Raw genomic sequence first — 16,711 nt, forward strand, 5'->3', positions numbered from 1 at the left:
CGACGGAATGGAACGATCGGGCGGGCGCCTCAATGCCCCATATCGGCGGCCGACGCCGCCTGCGCCCCCGGCCGCGGCGGGCGCAGCAGGATCACCAGCGGCACCGACGCCAGCGTGATCCACATCATCAGCCAGAAATCGTCGATATAGGCGACCATCGCAGCCTGCCGGTTGATTTCGGCATTGACCATCGCGAGCGCTGTATCGCCGACGATCCCGAAGCGATCGGCGGTCGACGGGTCGAGCAGGCTGACCGAACTGTTGGTGATATGCGCGGCGAGGTCCTCGTGGCTCGTCTGGGTGTTCGCGCCGAGCAAGGTCGTGACGACCGAAATGCCGACCGAGGCGCCGACGCTGCGGAACAGGTTGAGCAGGCTCGATCCGTCGGTACGATATTGCGGCGGGATCGTCGCGAACGCCATGGTGTTGAGCGGGATGAAGATCAGGCCCATGCCGACCCCTTGCACCAGCCCGCTGACGATCACCGGCCAGCTTCCCATCATCAGCGACCAGTGGCTCATCTGCCACAAGGAATAAGCGGCGATGAACAGCCCCGTGCCGACCATCCAGCGCGCATCGACCTTGCCGAGCAACTGGCCCGCGACCCACATGCTCATCAGGATACCGACGCCGCGGACGGCGAGGACAAGCCCCGTATCGATCACCGGCCAGTCGAACAGCCGCTGCAGCATCGGCGGCAGCAGCGCCATCGAGGAGAACATCACGACGCCGATCACGACCATGAAGCCCATCGCGGTGACGAGGTTGCGATCGGCGAGCATCGCGCGGTTGAACAGCGGCGACCGTGCGGTCAGCAGGTGGATAGTGAACATCCAGAGACAGGCGACGCTGACGCCGAGTTCGATCCAGATTTCGGTGCTGTTGAACCAGTCCTGGTTCGCGCCGCGGTCGAGCATCAGTTGCAGCGCCGCGAGCCCCAGCGCGAGCATCGAAAAGCCGAACAGGTCGAAGCGGCGGCTGGTCGTCTTCGTGGCGGGGAGGAGCGCCCACATCATCGCGAGGGTCAAGAGGCCGACGGGCAGGTTGACGTAAAAGACCCAGCGCCAGTTCGCCTGTTCGGTCAGCCAGCCGCCCAATATCGGACCGAGAATGGGTCCGACCATGATCCCCATGCCCCAGATCGACATCGCGCGCGCATGGCGTTCGGGCGGATTGATATCGAGCATCACCGATTGCGACAGCGGCCCGATGAAGGCGGCGCTGATCCCCTGCAGGAAGCGGAACGCCACCATCTCCTCGAGATTCTGCGCGGCGCCGCACGCCATCGAGGCGACGATGAACCCCGCGACCGCGGCGAGGAACAACTGGCGGCGCCCGATGCGGTCGGCGAGCCAGCCGGTGATCGGCATCGCGACGGCCGACGCGATGATATAGCTGGTGAGCACCCAGTTCACCGTCTCGCTCGTCGCGCCGAGCGACGACTGCATATGCGGGATGGCGACGTTGGCGATCGTCGTGTCGAGGATCTGCATCACCGACGCGCCCATCACGGCAACGGTCAGCAGGCCGCGATAGCGCACCCGTTCGTGCAAGGGCACGTTGTCGTCGACCGGCAGCGCCGCCGCGGCCGACCGACGTGGGGATGCTCGAGTGGTCATGGTTATTTGGTGAAGACCCGCACTTCCGCCGACAGCCCCGCGATCATCTCGCGCGACGGTTTTTCGTCGAAGGCAATGCGTACCGGCACGCGCTGCGTCACCTTGACCCAGTTGCCGGTGGCGTTCTGCGCCGGCAGCACCGAAAATTCGCTGCCGGTGCCGGCGCCGATCGTCAGAACATGGCCGCGCACCTTCAGCCCGGGATAGGCGTCGAAGCTGATTTCGGCGCGCTGGCCGATGCGCATGTCGGCGAGGTCGGTTTCCTTGAAATTGGCCTCGACCCACGGATGCGCGGTGTCGACCAATGTCACCGCAGGCAGGCCCTGGACCATCATCTGGCCGATCTGCAGCCGGTCCGATTGAGCGACGCGCCCGGCGCTCGGCGCGCGAACTTCGGTGCGACCGAGGTTGACCTCGGCCTGCGCGCGCTGGACGCGCGCCGCCTCGACCTGCGGGTTGATGCCGCTGGCGGGCCCGGCGGCGAGCTTGGTGCGCGCCTCGGCCGCGGCGGCCTCGGCCTGCCGCACCTGCTCGCGCGCCAGCGTCACCGCGTGGCGCGACGCGTCATAGGCGGCTTTGGTGGTAAAGCCCTTTTCCATCAGCGCTGCTTGACGCGCGAAGTTCACCTCGGCGAATTTGACGTCCTCGCGCGCCGCGGCGATGTCGACGCTCGAGGTGTTGGCGCTCGCCGACAGGTTGCCGACCTCGACCTCGGCCGCATCGATAGCGGCGGTCGCCTGCGCGACGGTCAGCGCATAGGGTTCGCGATCGATGCGGAACAGCAGTTGGCCGGCCTTGACGATCTGGCCGTCGCGCACCGCGACCTCCGTGATCCGCCCGCCGACTTCGGCGGCGACCGAAACCTTGTCCATCTGGACATAGGCGTTGTCGGTTGACACCGACCCGCCGCTCGTCAGCCAGTACCAGCCGCCCGCCGCGATCAGCACCAGCGGCACGCTGAACATGAGTAGACGGCTCCGCCATTTCGGCGTGTCCTTGACCACCGGTTCGGGGGCGACGGCCGTTTGCGCCGGCGGGACCGGGTCGGCCTTCGGTGCGGGCTTGGGCGGCTTGGCTTCCTCGGCGGCTGGGCGGGCGGGAGAAATCTGGTCCATCAAGCGGTCTCTTTTTGGTCTTTTTGGCAAATGCGGCGCGACAGGTTGGCGCGGACGCGCTCGACGAGCCGGGTCAGCTCGTCGCGTTCGGCATCGCTCAGCCCCTCGGTGGCTTCGGCAACGACGTCGCGTGCCGTCTCGCGGAGCGTGTCGAGCAGGGGTTCGGCCGATGCGGTCAGGTGGAGCTGCCACGCCCGCCGGTCGGTGGGGTCGGCGCGACGCTCGACGAGGCTCGATTCCTCGAGCCGGTCGATCATCCGCGACAGCGTGATCGGCTCGACCTCGATCAGTTCGGCGAGCGGCCCCTGACGGATGCCCGGATAACGCGCCAGATAGGACAGCACGCGCGATTGTAGCGCCGTAATCCCGCTATCGCGCGTGCGCGCATTGTACGCGCGGCGGAACATCCGCGCCGTGTCATTCAGCAGGAACCCGATCGTCTCGCTCATGGCAGTCGATATAATAGCAGTAGCTATTATAAGCAATGAAATTGGTGCAATGCAAAAACATCCGCCGCGGCGCAAAATGTCCCGGCAGCGCTTGCGCGTCATCGCCCTTTCCGGGCAGGATGCGCCCATGAGTCTTGCCGCAGACCTGTTCTGGTCCTTTCGTTCGCCCTACTCCTATCTCGCGATCGGCCGCTATCGCGCGCTCGCGGCAAGCCACGACATCGTCATCAACCTGCGCCCGGTCTATCCGCTGGCGATTCGCCAGCCCGATTTCTTCGAGCGCAGCCACCCGAACTGGCTGAGCTATACGATGCGCGACATGATCCGCGTCGCGCAGTTCCATGGCATTCCGTTCGGGCCGCCGCGCCCCGATCCCATCGTTCAGGACGTCGCGACCCGCGCGATCGCGGCCGACCAGCCCTATATCTATCGCCTCACCCGGCTGGGGCAGGCAGCGGCGCGGCGCGGCAAGGGGCTTGCGTTCGCCGACGAAGCCGCGCAGCTCATCTGGGGCGGGGCGCAGGACTGGCATAGCGGCGATCATCTGGCGGGCGCCGCGCGGCGCGCGGGTCTCGACCTTGCCGAACTCGACGCCGAGGCGGCGGCCGACGCCGAAGCGCTCGACACCGAAATTGCCGCGAACCAAGTCGCGCTTGAGATTGCGGGCCACTGGGGCGTTCCGACGCTGGTTTTCGACGGCGAGCCGTTTTTCGGGCAGGATCGCATCGAAATGGCGCGCTGGCGGATGGAGCAAAAAGGCTTGCAGGCGCGATGAGCGACGCGCTGACCGGCGGTTGCCAATGCGGCGCCATCCGTTTTTCGGCGACGCATGCGGATCGCGACGCCTATTGGTGCCATTGCCGCATGTGCCAGCAGGCGCTGGGCAATGTCGCGGCCGCGTTCTGGAACGTCGCGAAGGACGGCGTCGAATGGACCGGGCGCGAGCGCGCGACCTATATGTCCTCGCCGTTCGGCCGCCGCGGCTTTTGCGGCGAGTGCGGCACGCCGCTGAGCTTCGACTATCCCGACAGCCCGAATATCGACCTGACCGTCGGGGCGCTCGACGATCCGGCGGCGGTGCGGCTGGCGAGCCATTTCGGCGTCGAAAGCCGCGTCCACGGCTGGACCGCGGGCGAAGGCCTGCCCGAGATGCGCAGCGAGGATCATGCGCCGTTGCAGGACCGCTGGGCCCGGGCGCGCGGCGAAGGGGAATGACGATCGAACCGCAATTTTTCGAGGCGCGCGACGGCGTGCAGCTGGCGTGGCGCGAGATGGGACCGGCAACGGGCCCCGAAACCGACGACGCCCGCCCACTGATCCTCCTCCACGGCCTGTTTTCGAGTGCCGAGGTCAACTGGATCAAATTCGGCACCGCGGCCCGCATTGCCGAAGCGGGCTTCCGTGTGATCATGCCCGACCTGCGCGTCCACGGGTCGAGCGAGGCGCCGCACGAGCCCGAAAACTATCCGCCCGACGTGCTGGTACACGACCTTCAGGACCTGATCGCGCATCTGGGGCTGGGCGATTTCGACCTCGGCGGCTTTTCGCTCGGCGCGCGGACCAGCGTCCGCGCCGTCGTCGCGGGAATGACGCCGCGCCGGCTGATCCTCGGCGGGATGGGGCTGGCGGGGCTCGCCGGGTGGCAGCGGCGCGGGCAGTTCTTCAAGCGCGTGATCGCCGAATATGAGACGGCGAAGCGCGGTGACGACACCTGGCTGTCGATCCAGTTCATGAAGACGATGAAGATCGACCGCGTCGCCGCGGCGCTGTTGCTCGACAGCTTTACCGATACTTCGCCCGACATGCTGGCGGCGCTGACGATGCCGGTGCTGCTGGTCTGCGGCGAGCAGGACCAGGACAATGGATCGGCCGAGGACCTGGCCGCCGCGCTGCCCGACGCGCGGCTCGTCACCATCCCCGGCACGCATATGTCGAGCGTCACCGAGCCCGCGATGGGCGAAGCGATTGTTGCATTTGTGACCGCTTGACCCGGCCGCGGCGGCGGTTCAGATTGCGGCCATCGCGCCGCCGAGCGCCTGACAAAATATCCGAGGACGCACCCATGAAAGCCATGATTTCAACGCTGTCGCTTGCCCTTTCGCTCGCGCTCGCCGGCCCCGCCGTCGCCGCCCAGAAGCAGAAGGACGCACCGGCCGCCAAAGCAGCGAAGCCGACCGCCGCCGACGCCGACGCCTTCATCGCCGCCGCCGAAAAGGATTTGTTCGACTATACGGTCGAGGGCAGCCAGGTGAACTGGGTCAACGCGACCTACATCACCGAAGACACCGATGCGATGGCGGCACGGATCAACGCCGTCGGCACCGAGAAGGCGGTCAAATATGCGCTCGAGGCGGCGAAATATGCCGGCGTCGAGGGCCTCAGCCCCGACACGAAGCGCAAGCTCGACATCCTGCGCACCGGCCTGGTCCTCCCCGCCCCGACCAAGCCCGGCGCCGCGACCGAGCTCAACAATATCGCGACCGACCTGCAGTCGCAGTACGGCAAAGGGCGCGGGACGCTGAACGGCAAGGAAATCTCGGGATCGGACATCGAGGCCGAGATGGGCAATCTCAAGAACACGCCGGCGCAATTCGCCGAAATGTGGACGAGCTGGCACGACAAGGTCGGCGCGCCGATGAAGGACGATTATGCGAAGATGGTTGGCATCGCCAACGAGGGCGCGAAGGAGCTCGGCTTCGCCAACACCGGCGCGATGTGGCGGTCGGGATACGACATGTCGCCCGAGGAATTCGCGCAGACGACCGAGCGGTTGTGGCAGGAGGTGAAGCCGCTCTATCTGGCGCTCCACACCTATGTGCGCTGGAAACTCAACGAGAAATATGGCGACGCGGTGCAGCCCAAGACGGGGCCGATCCGCGCCGACCTGCTCGGCAATATGTGGGCGCAGGAATGGGGCAATATCTACCCGCTCGTCGCGCCCGCGGGCGCCGGCGACCTTGGCTATGACATCGGCGACCTGCTCCAGGAAAAGGGCAAGGGGCCGCTCGACATGGTCAAGGCGGGCGAGAATTTCTATTCGTCGCTCGGCTTCGCGCCGCTGCCCGAGACCTTCTGGAAGCGCAGCCAGTTCACCAAGCCCGCCGACCGCGAGGTCATCTGCCACGCCTCGGCGTGGGATATCGACAACAAGGACGATATTCGCATCAAGATGTGCATCAAGGTGAATGCCGACGATTTCGTCACCATCCACCACGAGCTCGGCCATAATTATTACCAGCGCGCCTATAACAAGCAGCCGTTCCTGTACCTCAACGGCGCCAACGACGGCTTCCACGAAGCGATCGGCGATTTCGTCGCGCTGTCGATCACGCCGCAATATCTGGTCGACATCGGCCTGCTCGACAAGGCGAAGGTGCCGAGCGCCGACAAGGATATCGGCCTCTTGCTGCGGCAGGCGATGGACAAGGTTGCCTTCCTGCCCTTCGGCCTGCTCGTCGACCGCTGGCGCTGGGGCGTCTTCGACGGCACGATCAAGCCCGCCGGCTACAATCAGGCGTGGACGCAGCTTCGCCTGCAATATCAGGGCATCACCCCGCCGGGCGAGCGTCCGGCCGATGCGTTCGACGCCGGCGCGAAATTCCATATTCCGGGCAACACGCCCTACACGCGCTATTTCCTCGCGCGCATCCTGCAGTTCCAGTTCTACGAAGCGGCGTGCAAGCAGGCGGGCTGGACCGGGCCGCTCCATCGCTGTTCCTTCTATGGCAACAAGGAGGTCGGCGCGAAGCTCGGCGAAATGCTCGAAATGGGCGCGTCGAAGCCGTGGCCCGACGCGCTCGAAGCGTTCACCGGCAGCCGCGAAATGTCGGGCAAGGCGATGGCCGACTATTTCGCGCCGCTGAAAGCGTGGCTCGACGAGCAGAACAAGGGCAAGCCGTCGGGGTGGTAAGTGACAACTCTGCGAAAACAGGATGGCCGGGAAGCTTGCTTCCCGGCCATTTCATTTGGCTTCCACGGTTCGCTTGAACCGGGCCAGCCGTTCGGCCGCCGCGGCGGCGTGGGGGCCGATCCAGCGGTCGTGAATGTCCTGGATCGGCATTGCGTCGAGGTGGTTCCAGCGTTCGCGGCCGCGCCGTTCGGCGATCACCAGCCCCGCCTCCTCCAGCACCTTCAGATGCTGCATCACCGTGCAGCGGTCGATGTCGGGAAAATGGCCACACAGCGCGCCCGTGGTCAGCGGCTGGTCCTTGAGGTCGTCGAGGATCTGGCGGCGAACATGCGACGCCAGCGCCTTGAAAACCCGGTCATAATCTTCGTGGATTGACATGTTATAAATTTATAACATAAAATCGCACCGACTCAAGCGGAGAATGGTCATGGAACTGAAATTCAGGGTCGCGGCGCGGATCGCCAAGCCGGTGCACGAGGTGTTCGAGGCCGTCGCCGATCCCGCCAAGCTGTCGCATTATTTCACCACCGGCGGCGCCGAGGGGCGGCTCGAAACCGGCGCGACGGTGACGTGGGATTTCCACGACTTTCCGGGCGCCTTCCCCGTCTATGTGATCGAGGTGGTCCCCGACGAGAAGATCGTCCTCGAATGGCAGGCAAGCGAGGGCGAGGCGCACAATATCGAAGGCAGCGAGCCTAAGGATGCGGACTATCGCACGCGCGTGACGATGAATTTCAAGGGCCTCGACGACGGGCGCACGCTGGTCGAGATTGCCGAAGAGGGCTGGCGCGAGAATCAGGGCGCGCTCGGCGCCTCCTATGGCAATTGCCAGGGCTGGTCGCAGATGCTCTGCGCGCTGAAAGTGTGGATCGAGCACGGGATCAATTTGCGCGACGGGATGTATAAATAAGCGGCTGCGGGTGACGGCGCTTCGTCCGCGGCGGGGCATTGGGCCGGTTGCGGCCGATTGCGGACATAAGGAAATAACGTCGCCCCCTTGCACAGCTTGCCCAAGGCGGCCGCCATGGCCTATCGCGCTGCCATGGCAGCGAAGAACGGCAGCGAGGGACAGGGCACGCGCGACAAGCTGATCGACGCGGCGTTTCGCGCCGTCGCGCGCGACGGGCTTGCCGATACGAACGTCAAGTCGATCGCCGCCGAGGCCGGGGTCAACCCGGGACTGCTCCACTATCATTTCGCGAGCAAGGACGCCCTGCTCGAAGCGGCGATCGAAAGCGCGTCGGCGCGCTATATGGCAGAAATCGATGCACTGATCGCCACGACGCCGCGCGCGCGGCTGTTCGACGCCTATGTCGCCTTCGCCGCGGCGACGCTCGACGCCAATCGCGACCTGTTCCGCGTCCGGCTGGCGCTCGGCGCGCGCGCGATGAACGACGCCCGGCTGGCCGCGCGGCTGGAAATAGGCAACGCAGCGGTGCGCGAGCGGCTGGCGACGGTCTTTGCCGCCGGTGCCGGCCGCAGCGTACCCGACGACCGCGACCGACTGCGCGCCCGCGCGACCAAGGCGGCGTTCGAGGGCATGATGCTGTCGTGGCTGACCAACCCCGACTTTCCGATGCGCGCCGTGCTCGGCGAATGGGCCGAGGGGATGCGCGCGGTCCTTCACAAGCCGGGCTGATCCCGTCTCCCGGCGGCGCCCCCTTGTACGCTATCCCGTCCGATGCTATTTGGTTGGTCAACCAACCTACTCGGAGATGGCGGCGATGCATATGGTGATGACGGGTGCGACATCGGGTTTCGGCGCCGATGCGGCGGGACGGCTGGCGGCGGCGGGGCACCGGCTGACGATCGGGGCGCGTCGCCCGGATGCGGTCGACGGGGGCTGGGGCGCCGCAGCGCTGCCGCTCGACCTCGACGATTTCGCGTCGGTCGACCGCTTTGCCGAGGCGATCGCGAAGGGGCCCGCGATCGATGCACTGATACTCAACGCGGGGTTGCAGACGTCGAAGCTGGAGGTCGGCGCGGACGGTTTCGAGCGGACCTTTGCGGTCAACCAGCTCGCGCATTTCCGGCTGCTCCACCGGCTGCTGCCGCACCTCGCGCCCGGGACGCGGGTGATCCTGACCGGCAGCGGCACGCACGATCCCGAGGAAAAGACGCTGGTGACCCCGCCCGCGCACGCCAATGCCGAATGGCTGGCGTACCCCGATCGCGACCCGACGCTGCCGAAGAAGGATCAGGCGCAGGCGTTCCGCGCCTATAGCGCGTCGAAGCTCGCCAATATCATGACCGCGTGCGAACTGGCGCACCGCCGCCCCGACCTCGCCGCGATGAGCTTCGATCCCGGCTATGTACCATGGACCGGGCTGGCGCGGTCGAGCGGGAAGATCATATCGTCGCTGGTCAGCCTGATCCTGCCGCTGACGATGAAGCGCGACCGCAAGAGTACGATCGCGCTGTCGGGCCAATATCTCGCGGCGCTGGCCGCGGACCCGGCCTATGCCGAAGCGCGGGGCGATTACTGGTCGGTGCGCAATCCCGCGCTGGTGCGGATCGCGCCGTCGGCGCTGGCGCGCGACGATGCCGCCTGCGCGAAGCTGTGGGACGATTGCGAGTATCTGCTGGGGCTGGCGCAGACCGCTCAATAAAAATCCCCCCATCGCCGGGCGATGGGGGGATTGCAGGACGGAGCGGACTCCGCCCGCTTAAATGCCGTCGACAGCCTTGCTGACGAGGATGTTCACCGCGACGCGGCGGTTCTGCGCCTTGCCTTCGGGCGTCGAATTGTCGGCCGCCGGATCGGCTTCCGCCATGCCGGTCGGGGTCAGCATGCGATAAGGCTTCCAGCCGCACGCCTGCTGGAGATAGTTGACGACGCGGCTGGCGCGCTTTTCGCTGAGTTCCTGGTTGAACTCCTGGCTGCCGGTCGAATCGGTGTAGCCGACAACGAGCAGCAGGGCGTTGTCCATTCCCTGCGCCTGGCTTGCCGCGGCGCACAGGTCCGACTGCGCCTGCGCCGACAGGACAGCCTTGCCGGTGTCGAAATTCACGTTCGTCGTGCCCTTGACATTATACTGGTCGATGTCGCCGACGCGGCCGCGCAGCGCCTCGGTCGCCGCCGTCTGTTCGGCGAAGCGCTGGTCGGTGCCGGTGCGGATCATCGACGCGGTGCGCAGATCCTTGTTCTTGAGCGCGATCTGGTTGGCGACAAGGAGGCCGTTCCACTGCAACGTATCGACGGCAACGGGCAGCCCGTTGAGCAGCGAGTCCGCCGCCAGCTTGTCGCGGTCGAGGCCGAGGAAGCCGCCGCTGCTCTTGATCTTCGTATAGTCGGCGATGGCGATCACCGTGTTGTTGCCGTCGGCAGTCGTCACCTGCATCCGGCCGTCGCTGCGCGCCGAGATGATGCCTTCGACCTTGGGGCCCTTGGTCATTTCTTCGGGCGAGGGCAGCGTGCCATAGACGGTCGCCATCGGTTCGCCAGCGGAGGTGTCCTGCGGCTGTGCCTCCTGCGCCGACATGTCCTGCGGCTGCGTCTCGTCCGGCTGCTGCGCGGTGACGCTGATCGTTGTGGTCCCTGCCAGCATCGCTGCCAGCAGCAGGATTTTCCCACTCTTTGAAACGGCCTTCATATATTGCTCCTCCAAATAGACGGGCTATCCGCGCGGATGCCCGTAATCGTCGCGTCAACCTTTGCCCCGAACGAAAAGTTCCGGTGAGGCGGTCGCGGAGCGGGGCGATACGAGCCCATCTTGCGGCAAACCGATGCAACCGGCACCGCCGTGGGGGATTCTGAGGAGTTGGACCAAGCTGCGGCCGGCGGCGCAGTTCAGGCGTTGCGCGCCGTCAAACCTCCATCGACGGGGATCACCGCGCCGGTGATATAGCTTGCGGCGGGGAGGACGAGGCTGAGCGTCATATGCGCGACTTCCTCGGGGTCGCCATAGCGGCGGAGCGCGGTGCGCCGCCGCGCGAACACCGCCTTGTCCTCTTCGGGCACCTTGTCGGTCATGCCGGTATGGATCGGGCCTGGGCAGATGCAGTTGACCGTAATGGCTTCCTTGCCGAGATCGACCGCGAGGCCGCGCGTCAGGCCGGTAACCCCGGTCTTCGCGGCGACATAAGGCGTATCGCCCGGCGTCGCGCCGAGCCCTTCGGTCGAGGCAATGTTGACGATGCGCCCTGCATCGCTTTTGCGCAAATGGGGCAATGCGGCGCGGACCATCCGCTGGTGCGCGGTCAGCATCACCGCGATCGCACGGTGCCAGATCGCCTCATATTCGTCGCCGGCGTCGAGCGGCGCGAAGCTCGAGACCCCGGCATTATTGATCAGGATGTCGATGCCGCCGAAATGCGCGGCGATGTCGGCGACGGTGCGTTTGATCGCCTCGCCGTCGGCAACGTCGAGCGCGAAGGCTTTCGCATCGCCGCCGGCCTCGGCCGCGACCGCTTCGCAGGTGGCAAGATCGAGATCGGTGACCGCGACCTTCGCACCTTCGCTGGCGAGGAGGAGCGCGGTGGCGCGACCCATACCGCTCGCCGCGCCGGTGACGATCGCGACGCGGCCCGCGATGGAGCGCGAGAGGATCGGTCGGCCGCTCACCGGAAGGGCGGCTCGTTGAAGGCCCGGAGCTTGCGGCTGTGGAGTTTGGCACCCTCGTCGCGCAGCATCTCGCAGGTGCGGATACCGATCTGCAGGTGCGCGGCAATCGCTTCCTCGTAGAAGCGGTTCGCCTGCCCCGGCAGCTTGAGTTCGCCGTGCAGCGGCTTGTCGCTGACGCAGAGCAGGGTGCCGTAGGGGACGCGGAAACGATAGCCCTGCGCCGCGATGGTGGCGCTTTCCATGTCGATGCCGATCGCGCGCGATTGCGAGAAACGCAGCGCGCTGTCGGTGTAGCGCAGTTCCCAGTTGCGGTCGTCGGTGGTGACGACGGTGCCGGTGCGCATCCGCTTCTTGAGGTCGGCGCCGCTGGTGCCCGAGACCGCCTCGGCGGCGGCGGCAAGCGCGACCTGCACTTCGGCGATCGGCGGGATCGGAATTTCGACGGGCAGCACAGCGTCGAGAATATGGTCGTCACGCAGATAGGCGTGCGCGAGGACATAGTCGCCGATCCGCTGGCTGGGGCGCAGCCCGCCGCAATGACCGATCATCAGCCACGCCTCCGGACGAAGCACCGCGAGATGGTCACAGATCGTCTTGGCGTTCGACGGTCCGACGCCGATGTTGACCAGCGTGATACCGCCGCCGTCGGGGGCGATCAGGTGATAGGCGGGCATCTGGTGCCGCCGCCAGGCGCTGTCGGCGACGAGCGCGCTCGCATTGACCCCCGACTGGTCGACATAGAGCCCCGCCGCCCCGGCGAGCGCGGTATAGAGCCCCTGCCCGACCTGCGCCCCCGCCCAGGCGACGAATTCGTCGACATAGCGGTGATAGTTGGTGAACAGGATGTAGCGCTGGAAATGCTCGGGCGCGGTGCCGGTATAGTGGCGAAGGCGCGCGAGGCTGAAATCGGTGCGCAGCGCGTCGAACAGCGCGAGCGGCTGCGGCGCCGCCGGATCGAGCCCGAAGAGTCCGTCGGCCAGCTCGTCGCCGATATCGGCAAGTTCGGTGGTCGGGAAATGGCGCGCAAGTTCGAGCGGGGTGACCCGGCCCATGTCGGACCCGTCGCTCGCATCGAGCACATAGGGGAACGGAATCTGCTGCCCCGTGCGCGTCACCTCGACGCGGATGTCATAGTGGCGGAGAAGCAGGAGGAGCTGGTCGCGAAGATAGTCGGCAAAGAGATCGGGCCGCGTCACGGTGGTGACAAACTCGCCGGCACGTTCGATACGACCGAAGGCAAGGTTGTGCCCCTCCTGCCCTTCGCGCCGCTCGCCCGTCGTGATCAGGCGCAGCGCCGGATAGTCGAACAGCCCGGTCGCCGCGGCGTCGGCGGGCGGCAGGGTACCGTGCTGGACATAGGCAGCGATGGCGGATTTGAGAGCGGCAACCGACGCAGCGAAGCGGTCCTGCAGTTCGGCGATGACGGCTTCGACAAGCGTTTCGGGGTCGGCGGTTTCACGGGGTTGCGATGATGATGTCATCGCGTCGCTGTTGCACGAAATTGTGACAAAAGGGAAGAGTGGGCGCTTTGCCCCGCCCTCTCGTACAAAGAAAACGGCGGCACGATCACCGCGCCGCCGTTTTCATATCGATCAAAGCTGTTCGAGCATATGGTCGGCGCTGGACACCTTGAATTCGCCCGGCGCTTCGACGTTGAGCTGCTCGATGACGCCGTCGTTGACGATCATCGAGAAACGCTGGCCGCGCTTGCCCATGCCGAAGGCGGTACCGTCCATCGTCAGGCCCACGGCTTCGGCGAAGGCGCCATTGCCGTCGGCGAGCATGGTGACGCTGTCGCCGGCATTGGCATTCTTGCCCCATGCGCCCATGACGAAGGCGTCGTTGACCGCGGTGCAGACGATCTCGTCGACGCCCTTGGCCTTGAGATCGGCGGCCTTGTCGACGAAGCCCGGCAGGTGCTTGGCCGAACAGGTCGGAGTGAAGGCGCCCGGAACCGAAAAGAGCGCGACCTTGCGGCCCTTGAAATAATCGGCGGTGCTGACCTGTTCGGGACCGTTTTCGGTCACCTTGACCAGCGTCGTTTCGGGCAGCTTGTCTCCGGTCTGGATTGTCATCTCGGCATCCTTTTCATTGAGGGGATTTGGTCGCGGCAGACATTGGGGCGCGCGGCGCGCGAGTCAAGGACAGGAAGCCGACCGGGAAAATTATCGCCGTGCAGCGGGCCGGGCGCCGCAAAGGCGCTGGACCCTTTGCACGCCGCCGGGCATTGTAACATCATGGAGAGTGCCCCCCCCTGGTTCACCGGCCAGTTGCTGTTGGCCCTGCCCGGCATCGGCGATCCGCGTTTCGAACATTCGGTGATCGCGATGATCAGCCATGACGAGGAGGGCGCGATGGGGATAGGTATCGCCGACCCGATCGGCGGCATGACCGTCGGCGCGGTGCTCGACCAGCTCGAGATCGCGCATGACGCCGACCCGCTCGACCAGCCGGTCTTCCTTGGCGGCCCGGTCGAACCGTCGCGCGGTTTCGTGCTGCACAGCCGCGATTGGGGCGGCGAAGGCGCGGTGCAGGTCGGCGACCGGTTCATGGTGTCGAGTTCGCACGACATATTGCGCGCGATCGGCGAAGGGCGCGGCCCGTCGCGCTGGCTGGTGGCGCTGGGCTATGCCGGCTGGTCGCCGGGACAGCTCGAGGAGGAAATGGTCCGCCACGGCTGGCACCTGACCCCGGGCAGCGACCATCTGTTATTTGAAACGCCGCCTGCTGAAAGGTGGCAGGCGGCGTTTGCGGAAGCCGGGGTGGACGCCCGGCTCCTGACGACGGAAGGCGGCGAGGCTTAGCGCGCGAGCGCGAGCAGCGGCTTGCCCTGAGCGAGGTTGGCGCGCGCGGTGCGGGCGGCCCAGCGCGAATCCACATAGCGGCCGCTGGCGAGTTCGACATCGTAACGGATCGGACTGTCGATCGCGGCGTCATAGGCGGCCGCCGCATCGGCAGTGCGGCCGAGGCGCGCATAGGCGGTGCCGAGATTGATCAGCCGCGACGGGTCGCGCGCGTCGAGCGTCGTTTCGCCCGTGAGCTTGGCGACCGCAGCCTGATTTTCGCCGGCCTTGAGTTCGGAATAGGCGACCGGCAGGACCTGCGAATCGGCTTGCGGCCCGGTGACGACGATGATCGACTGGGCGGCGGCAGGGCTCGCGAAGGCCAGTGCGATGAGCGGCAGCATGATTTTTTTCATTCTTTGTATCTCCCCGAAAACTTGGGGTGATTTTCACGCTGGGACCATAAAAAGTCAATGTTTTCTGCGGCTTGTAACATTGTTGTCACAAAAGCCGATTATGCTATTCGCAAGGCGCATTATAAGTCAGGATTTTCATAATCTTGGGCTTTGCGACTCGCTGTCACAAAAGTGCGGCGGCGATTGTCACAATCGGACCCGGCGAAATTTTTTTCGCTGCCGGGCGGTTTTTTGCGTCGGCGATTCGCCCCCGGAAGATTCGGGGCCGCGAGCCGGGTTCGGGATATAAAGAAAAGTTTATATTTGATACCGGACGCGCTTTGCGCTAGGGCGCCAGGCATAATTGCTCGACAATTCGGGGCCGCTCGCCTGCGGCCGCAATTCACCTACAGGAGTCTCTACCGTGGCCACTCTCGCCGCCGACAGCCGTGACTATGTGATCGCCGACATCGGCCTTGCCGATTTCGGGCGCAAGGAAATCAACATCGCCGAAACCGAAATGCCGGGCCTGATGGCGCTGCGCAGCGAGTTCGGCGCCGCGCAGCCGCTGAAGGGCGCGCGCATCACCGGGTCGCTGCACATGACGATCCAGACCGCGGTGCTCATCGAGACGCTGACCGCGCTCGGCGCCGAAGTGCGCTGGGCGACGTGCAACATCTTCTCGACGCAGGACCATGCCGCCGCCGCGATCGCCGCGTCGGGAGTCCCCGTCTTCGCCGTGAAGGGTGAAAGCCTTGCCGATTATTGGGACTATGTCGGCCGCATCTTCGACTGGGGCGTCGAAGATGGCACGACCTGCAACCTGATCCTCGACGACGGCGGCGACGCCACGATGTTCGCGCTGTGGGGCGCCAAGCTCGAAGCCGGCGAGACGATGCCAGCGCCCGAGAATGAAGAAGAGATCGAGATGCAGCGCGCGCTGAAGACGTTCGTTGCTGCCAACCCCGGCTACCTCACCAAGACCGTCAAAGCGATCAAGGGCGTGTCGGAAGAGACGACGACCGGCGTCCACCGCCTGTACCACATCGCCAAGAAGGGCGAGCTGCCCTTCCCCGCGATCAACGTCAACGACAGCGTCACCAAGTCGAAGTTCGACAATCTCTATGGCTGTAAAGAGTCGCTCGTCGACGCGATCCGCCGCGGCACCGACGTGATGCTGGCGGGCAAGGTCGCGACGGTTGCCGGCTTCGGCGACGTCGGCAAGGGCTCGGCGCAGTCGCTCCGCAATGGCGGCGCACGCGTCCTCGTCACCGAAATCGACCCAATCTGCGCGCTGCAGGCGGCGATGGAAGGGTTCGAGGTCGTGTCGATGGACGAAGCCGTGAAGCGTTCGGACATCTTCGTCACCGCGACGGGCAACGCCGACGTCATCACCGCCGAGCATATGGCGGCGATGAAGAATATGGCGATCGTCTGCAACATCGGCCACTTCGACAGCGAGATCCAGATCGCGGCGCTCGCCAACTACAAGTGGACCGAAGTCAAGCCGCAGGTCGACCTGGTCGAATTCCCCGACGGCAAGCAGATCATCATCCTGTCGAAGGGCCGCCTCGTGAACCTCGGCAATGCCACCGGCCATCCGAGCTTCGTGATGTCGGCGAGCTTCACCAACCAGACGCTCGCGCAGATCGAACTCTGGACGCGGAGCGATCAGTACAAGAACGACGTCTATGTTCTGCCCAAGCATCTCGACGAAAAGGTCGCGGCGCTGCACCTCGAGAAACTGGGCGTGCATCTGTCGAAGCTGACCCAGAAGCAGGCCGATTATATCGGCGTGCCGGTCGAGGGTCCGTTCAAGCCCGATCATTATCGGTACTAAGCGATCCGTCATCCCGGCCCTTCGACTGCCTTGGCA

Annotated in this window: 18 protein-coding genes; 9 read left to right on the plus strand and 9 right to left on the minus strand. The window is 65.7% G+C overall.

The window, feature by feature from the left end:
* Positions 1–29: 29 nt before the first annotated feature.
* The 3 genes from LH19_RS18200 to LH19_RS18210 are packed head-to-tail and all read right to left on the minus strand — an operon-like array spanning position 30 to position 3,183.
* Positions 30–1,619 (minus strand): MDR family MFS transporter, encoded by a 1,590-nt coding sequence (locus LH19_RS18200; protein ID WP_054731096.1) that lies wholly within the window; start codon positions 1,617–1,619, stop codon positions 30–32.
* 2 nt (positions 1,620–1,621) lie between these two features.
* Entirely contained in the window at positions 1,622–2,734 is a 1,113-nt protein-coding gene (locus tag LH19_RS18205) for an HlyD family secretion protein (protein WP_082395888.1), read from the minus strand.
* The gene (locus LH19_RS18210) at positions 2,734–3,183 is read right to left on the minus strand and encodes a MarR family winged helix-turn-helix transcriptional regulator (protein WP_054731098.1); all 450 of its coding nucleotides are present in this window, start codon (positions 3,181–3,183) and stop codon (positions 2,734–2,736) included. The genes LH19_RS18205 and LH19_RS18210 overlap by 1 nt, the downstream gene beginning before the upstream one ends.
* Before the next feature lie 127 nt (positions 3,184–3,310).
* On the opposite strand from LH19_RS18210, the gene LH19_RS18215 reads away from it, so the two are divergent.
* The 4 genes from LH19_RS18215 (at position 3,311) to LH19_RS18230 (ending at position 7,093) form a co-directional block, all read left to right on the plus strand.
* Positions 3,311–3,958 carry a 2-hydroxychromene-2-carboxylate isomerase gene (locus LH19_RS18215; RefSeq protein ID WP_054733824.1) on the plus strand — a complete coding sequence of 216 codons (648 nt, stop codon included), beginning with the start codon at positions 3,311–3,313 and terminating at the stop codon, positions 3,956–3,958.
* The gene (locus LH19_RS18220; protein WP_054731100.1) at positions 3,955–4,398 is read left to right on the plus strand and encodes a GFA family protein; all 444 of its coding nucleotides are present in this window, start codon (positions 3,955–3,957) and stop codon (positions 4,396–4,398) included. Before LH19_RS18215 ends, LH19_RS18220 begins: the two co-directional genes overlap by 4 nt.
* Positions 4,395–5,171 (plus strand): alpha/beta fold hydrolase, encoded by a 777-nt coding sequence (locus LH19_RS18225; protein WP_054731101.1) that lies wholly within the window; start codon positions 4,395–4,397, stop codon positions 5,169–5,171. The genes LH19_RS18220 and LH19_RS18225 overlap by 4 nt, the downstream gene beginning before the upstream one ends.
* Before the next feature lie 74 nt (positions 5,172–5,245).
* The gene (locus LH19_RS18230) at positions 5,246–7,093 is read left to right on the plus strand and encodes a M2 family metallopeptidase (protein ID WP_054586653.1); all 1,848 of its coding nucleotides are present in this window, start codon (positions 5,246–5,248) and stop codon (positions 7,091–7,093) included.
* Between the two features lie 51 nt (positions 7,094–7,144).
* Here LH19_RS18230 and LH19_RS18235 read toward each other — a convergent pair whose 3' ends face one another.
* Positions 7,145–7,471 (minus strand): ArsR/SmtB family transcription factor, encoded by a 327-nt coding sequence (locus LH19_RS18235; protein WP_054731103.1) that lies wholly within the window; start codon positions 7,469–7,471, stop codon positions 7,145–7,147.
* A gap of 49 nt (positions 7,472–7,520) precedes the next feature.
* Here LH19_RS18235 and LH19_RS18240 point away from each other — a divergent pair, with 49 nt between their 5' ends.
* From LH19_RS18240 to LH19_RS18250, 3 genes are all read left to right on the plus strand, one after another.
* The gene (locus LH19_RS18240; protein WP_054731105.1) at positions 7,521–8,003 is read left to right on the plus strand and encodes an SRPBCC family protein; all 483 of its coding nucleotides are present in this window, start codon (positions 7,521–7,523) and stop codon (positions 8,001–8,003) included.
* A 114-nt stretch (positions 8,004–8,117) separates the two neighbouring features.
* Entirely contained in the window at positions 8,118–8,732 is a 615-nt protein-coding gene (locus LH19_RS18245; protein ID WP_054731107.1) for a TetR/AcrR family transcriptional regulator, read from the plus strand.
* A 76-nt stretch (positions 8,733–8,808) separates the two neighbouring features.
* Positions 8,809–9,702 (plus strand): SDR family NAD(P)-dependent oxidoreductase, encoded by an 894-nt coding sequence (locus LH19_RS18250; protein ID WP_054731108.1) that lies wholly within the window; start codon positions 8,809–8,811, stop codon positions 9,700–9,702.
* A gap of 57 nt (positions 9,703–9,759) precedes the next feature.
* Here the strand turns inward: LH19_RS18250 and LH19_RS18255 are convergent, their stop codons facing one another.
* The 4 genes from LH19_RS18255 to LH19_RS18270 form a co-directional block, all read right to left on the minus strand.
* Positions 9,760–10,686: an OmpA family protein gene (locus LH19_RS18255; protein WP_054731111.1), complete on the minus strand. Its 927-nt coding sequence runs from the start codon at positions 10,684–10,686 to the stop codon at positions 9,760–9,762.
* A gap of 197 nt (positions 10,687–10,883) precedes the next feature.
* On the minus strand, positions 10,884–11,657 hold the full coding sequence (locus tag LH19_RS18260; RefSeq protein ID WP_054731113.1) for an SDR family NAD(P)-dependent oxidoreductase: 774 nt from the start codon (positions 11,655–11,657) through the stop codon (positions 10,884–10,886).
* On the minus strand, positions 11,654–13,138 hold the full coding sequence (locus tag LH19_RS18265; RefSeq protein WP_054731115.1) for an AMP nucleosidase: 1,485 nt from the start codon (positions 13,136–13,138) through the stop codon (positions 11,654–11,656). Before LH19_RS18265 ends, LH19_RS18260 begins: the two co-directional genes overlap by 4 nt.
* A 111-nt stretch (positions 13,139–13,249) precedes the next feature.
* On the minus strand, positions 13,250–13,732 hold the full coding sequence (locus tag LH19_RS18270; protein ID WP_054731116.1) for a peroxiredoxin: 483 nt from the start codon (positions 13,730–13,732) through the stop codon (positions 13,250–13,252).
* Positions 13,733–13,894: 162 nt separating this feature from the next.
* On the opposite strand from LH19_RS18270, the gene LH19_RS18275 reads away from it, so the two are divergent.
* Complete coding sequence (locus LH19_RS18275; RefSeq protein WP_054731118.1) at positions 13,895–14,461, plus strand: YqgE/AlgH family protein; 567 nt, start codon at positions 13,895–13,897, stop codon at positions 14,459–14,461.
* Here LH19_RS18275 and LH19_RS18280 read toward each other — a convergent pair.
* The gene (locus LH19_RS18280; RefSeq protein ID WP_054731120.1) at positions 14,458–14,856 is read right to left on the minus strand and encodes a hypothetical protein; all 399 of its coding nucleotides are present in this window, start codon (positions 14,854–14,856) and stop codon (positions 14,458–14,460) included. The genes LH19_RS18275 and LH19_RS18280 overlap by 4 nt on opposite strands.
* A gap of 403 nt (positions 14,857–15,259) precedes the next feature.
* On the opposite strand from LH19_RS18280, the gene ahcY reads away from it, so the two are divergent.
* Positions 15,260–16,675 carry an adenosylhomocysteinase gene (gene ahcY / locus LH19_RS18285; RefSeq protein ID WP_054731122.1) on the plus strand — a complete coding sequence of 472 codons (1,416 nt, stop codon included), beginning with the start codon at positions 15,260–15,262 and terminating at the stop codon, positions 16,673–16,675.
* The last annotated feature ends 36 nt before the right edge of the window (positions 16,676–16,711 follow it).

The organism is Sphingopyxis macrogoltabida (genome assembly GCF_001314325.1).
Lineage (GTDB): Bacteria > Pseudomonadota > Alphaproteobacteria > Sphingomonadales > Sphingomonadaceae > Sphingopyxis > Sphingopyxis macrogoltabida.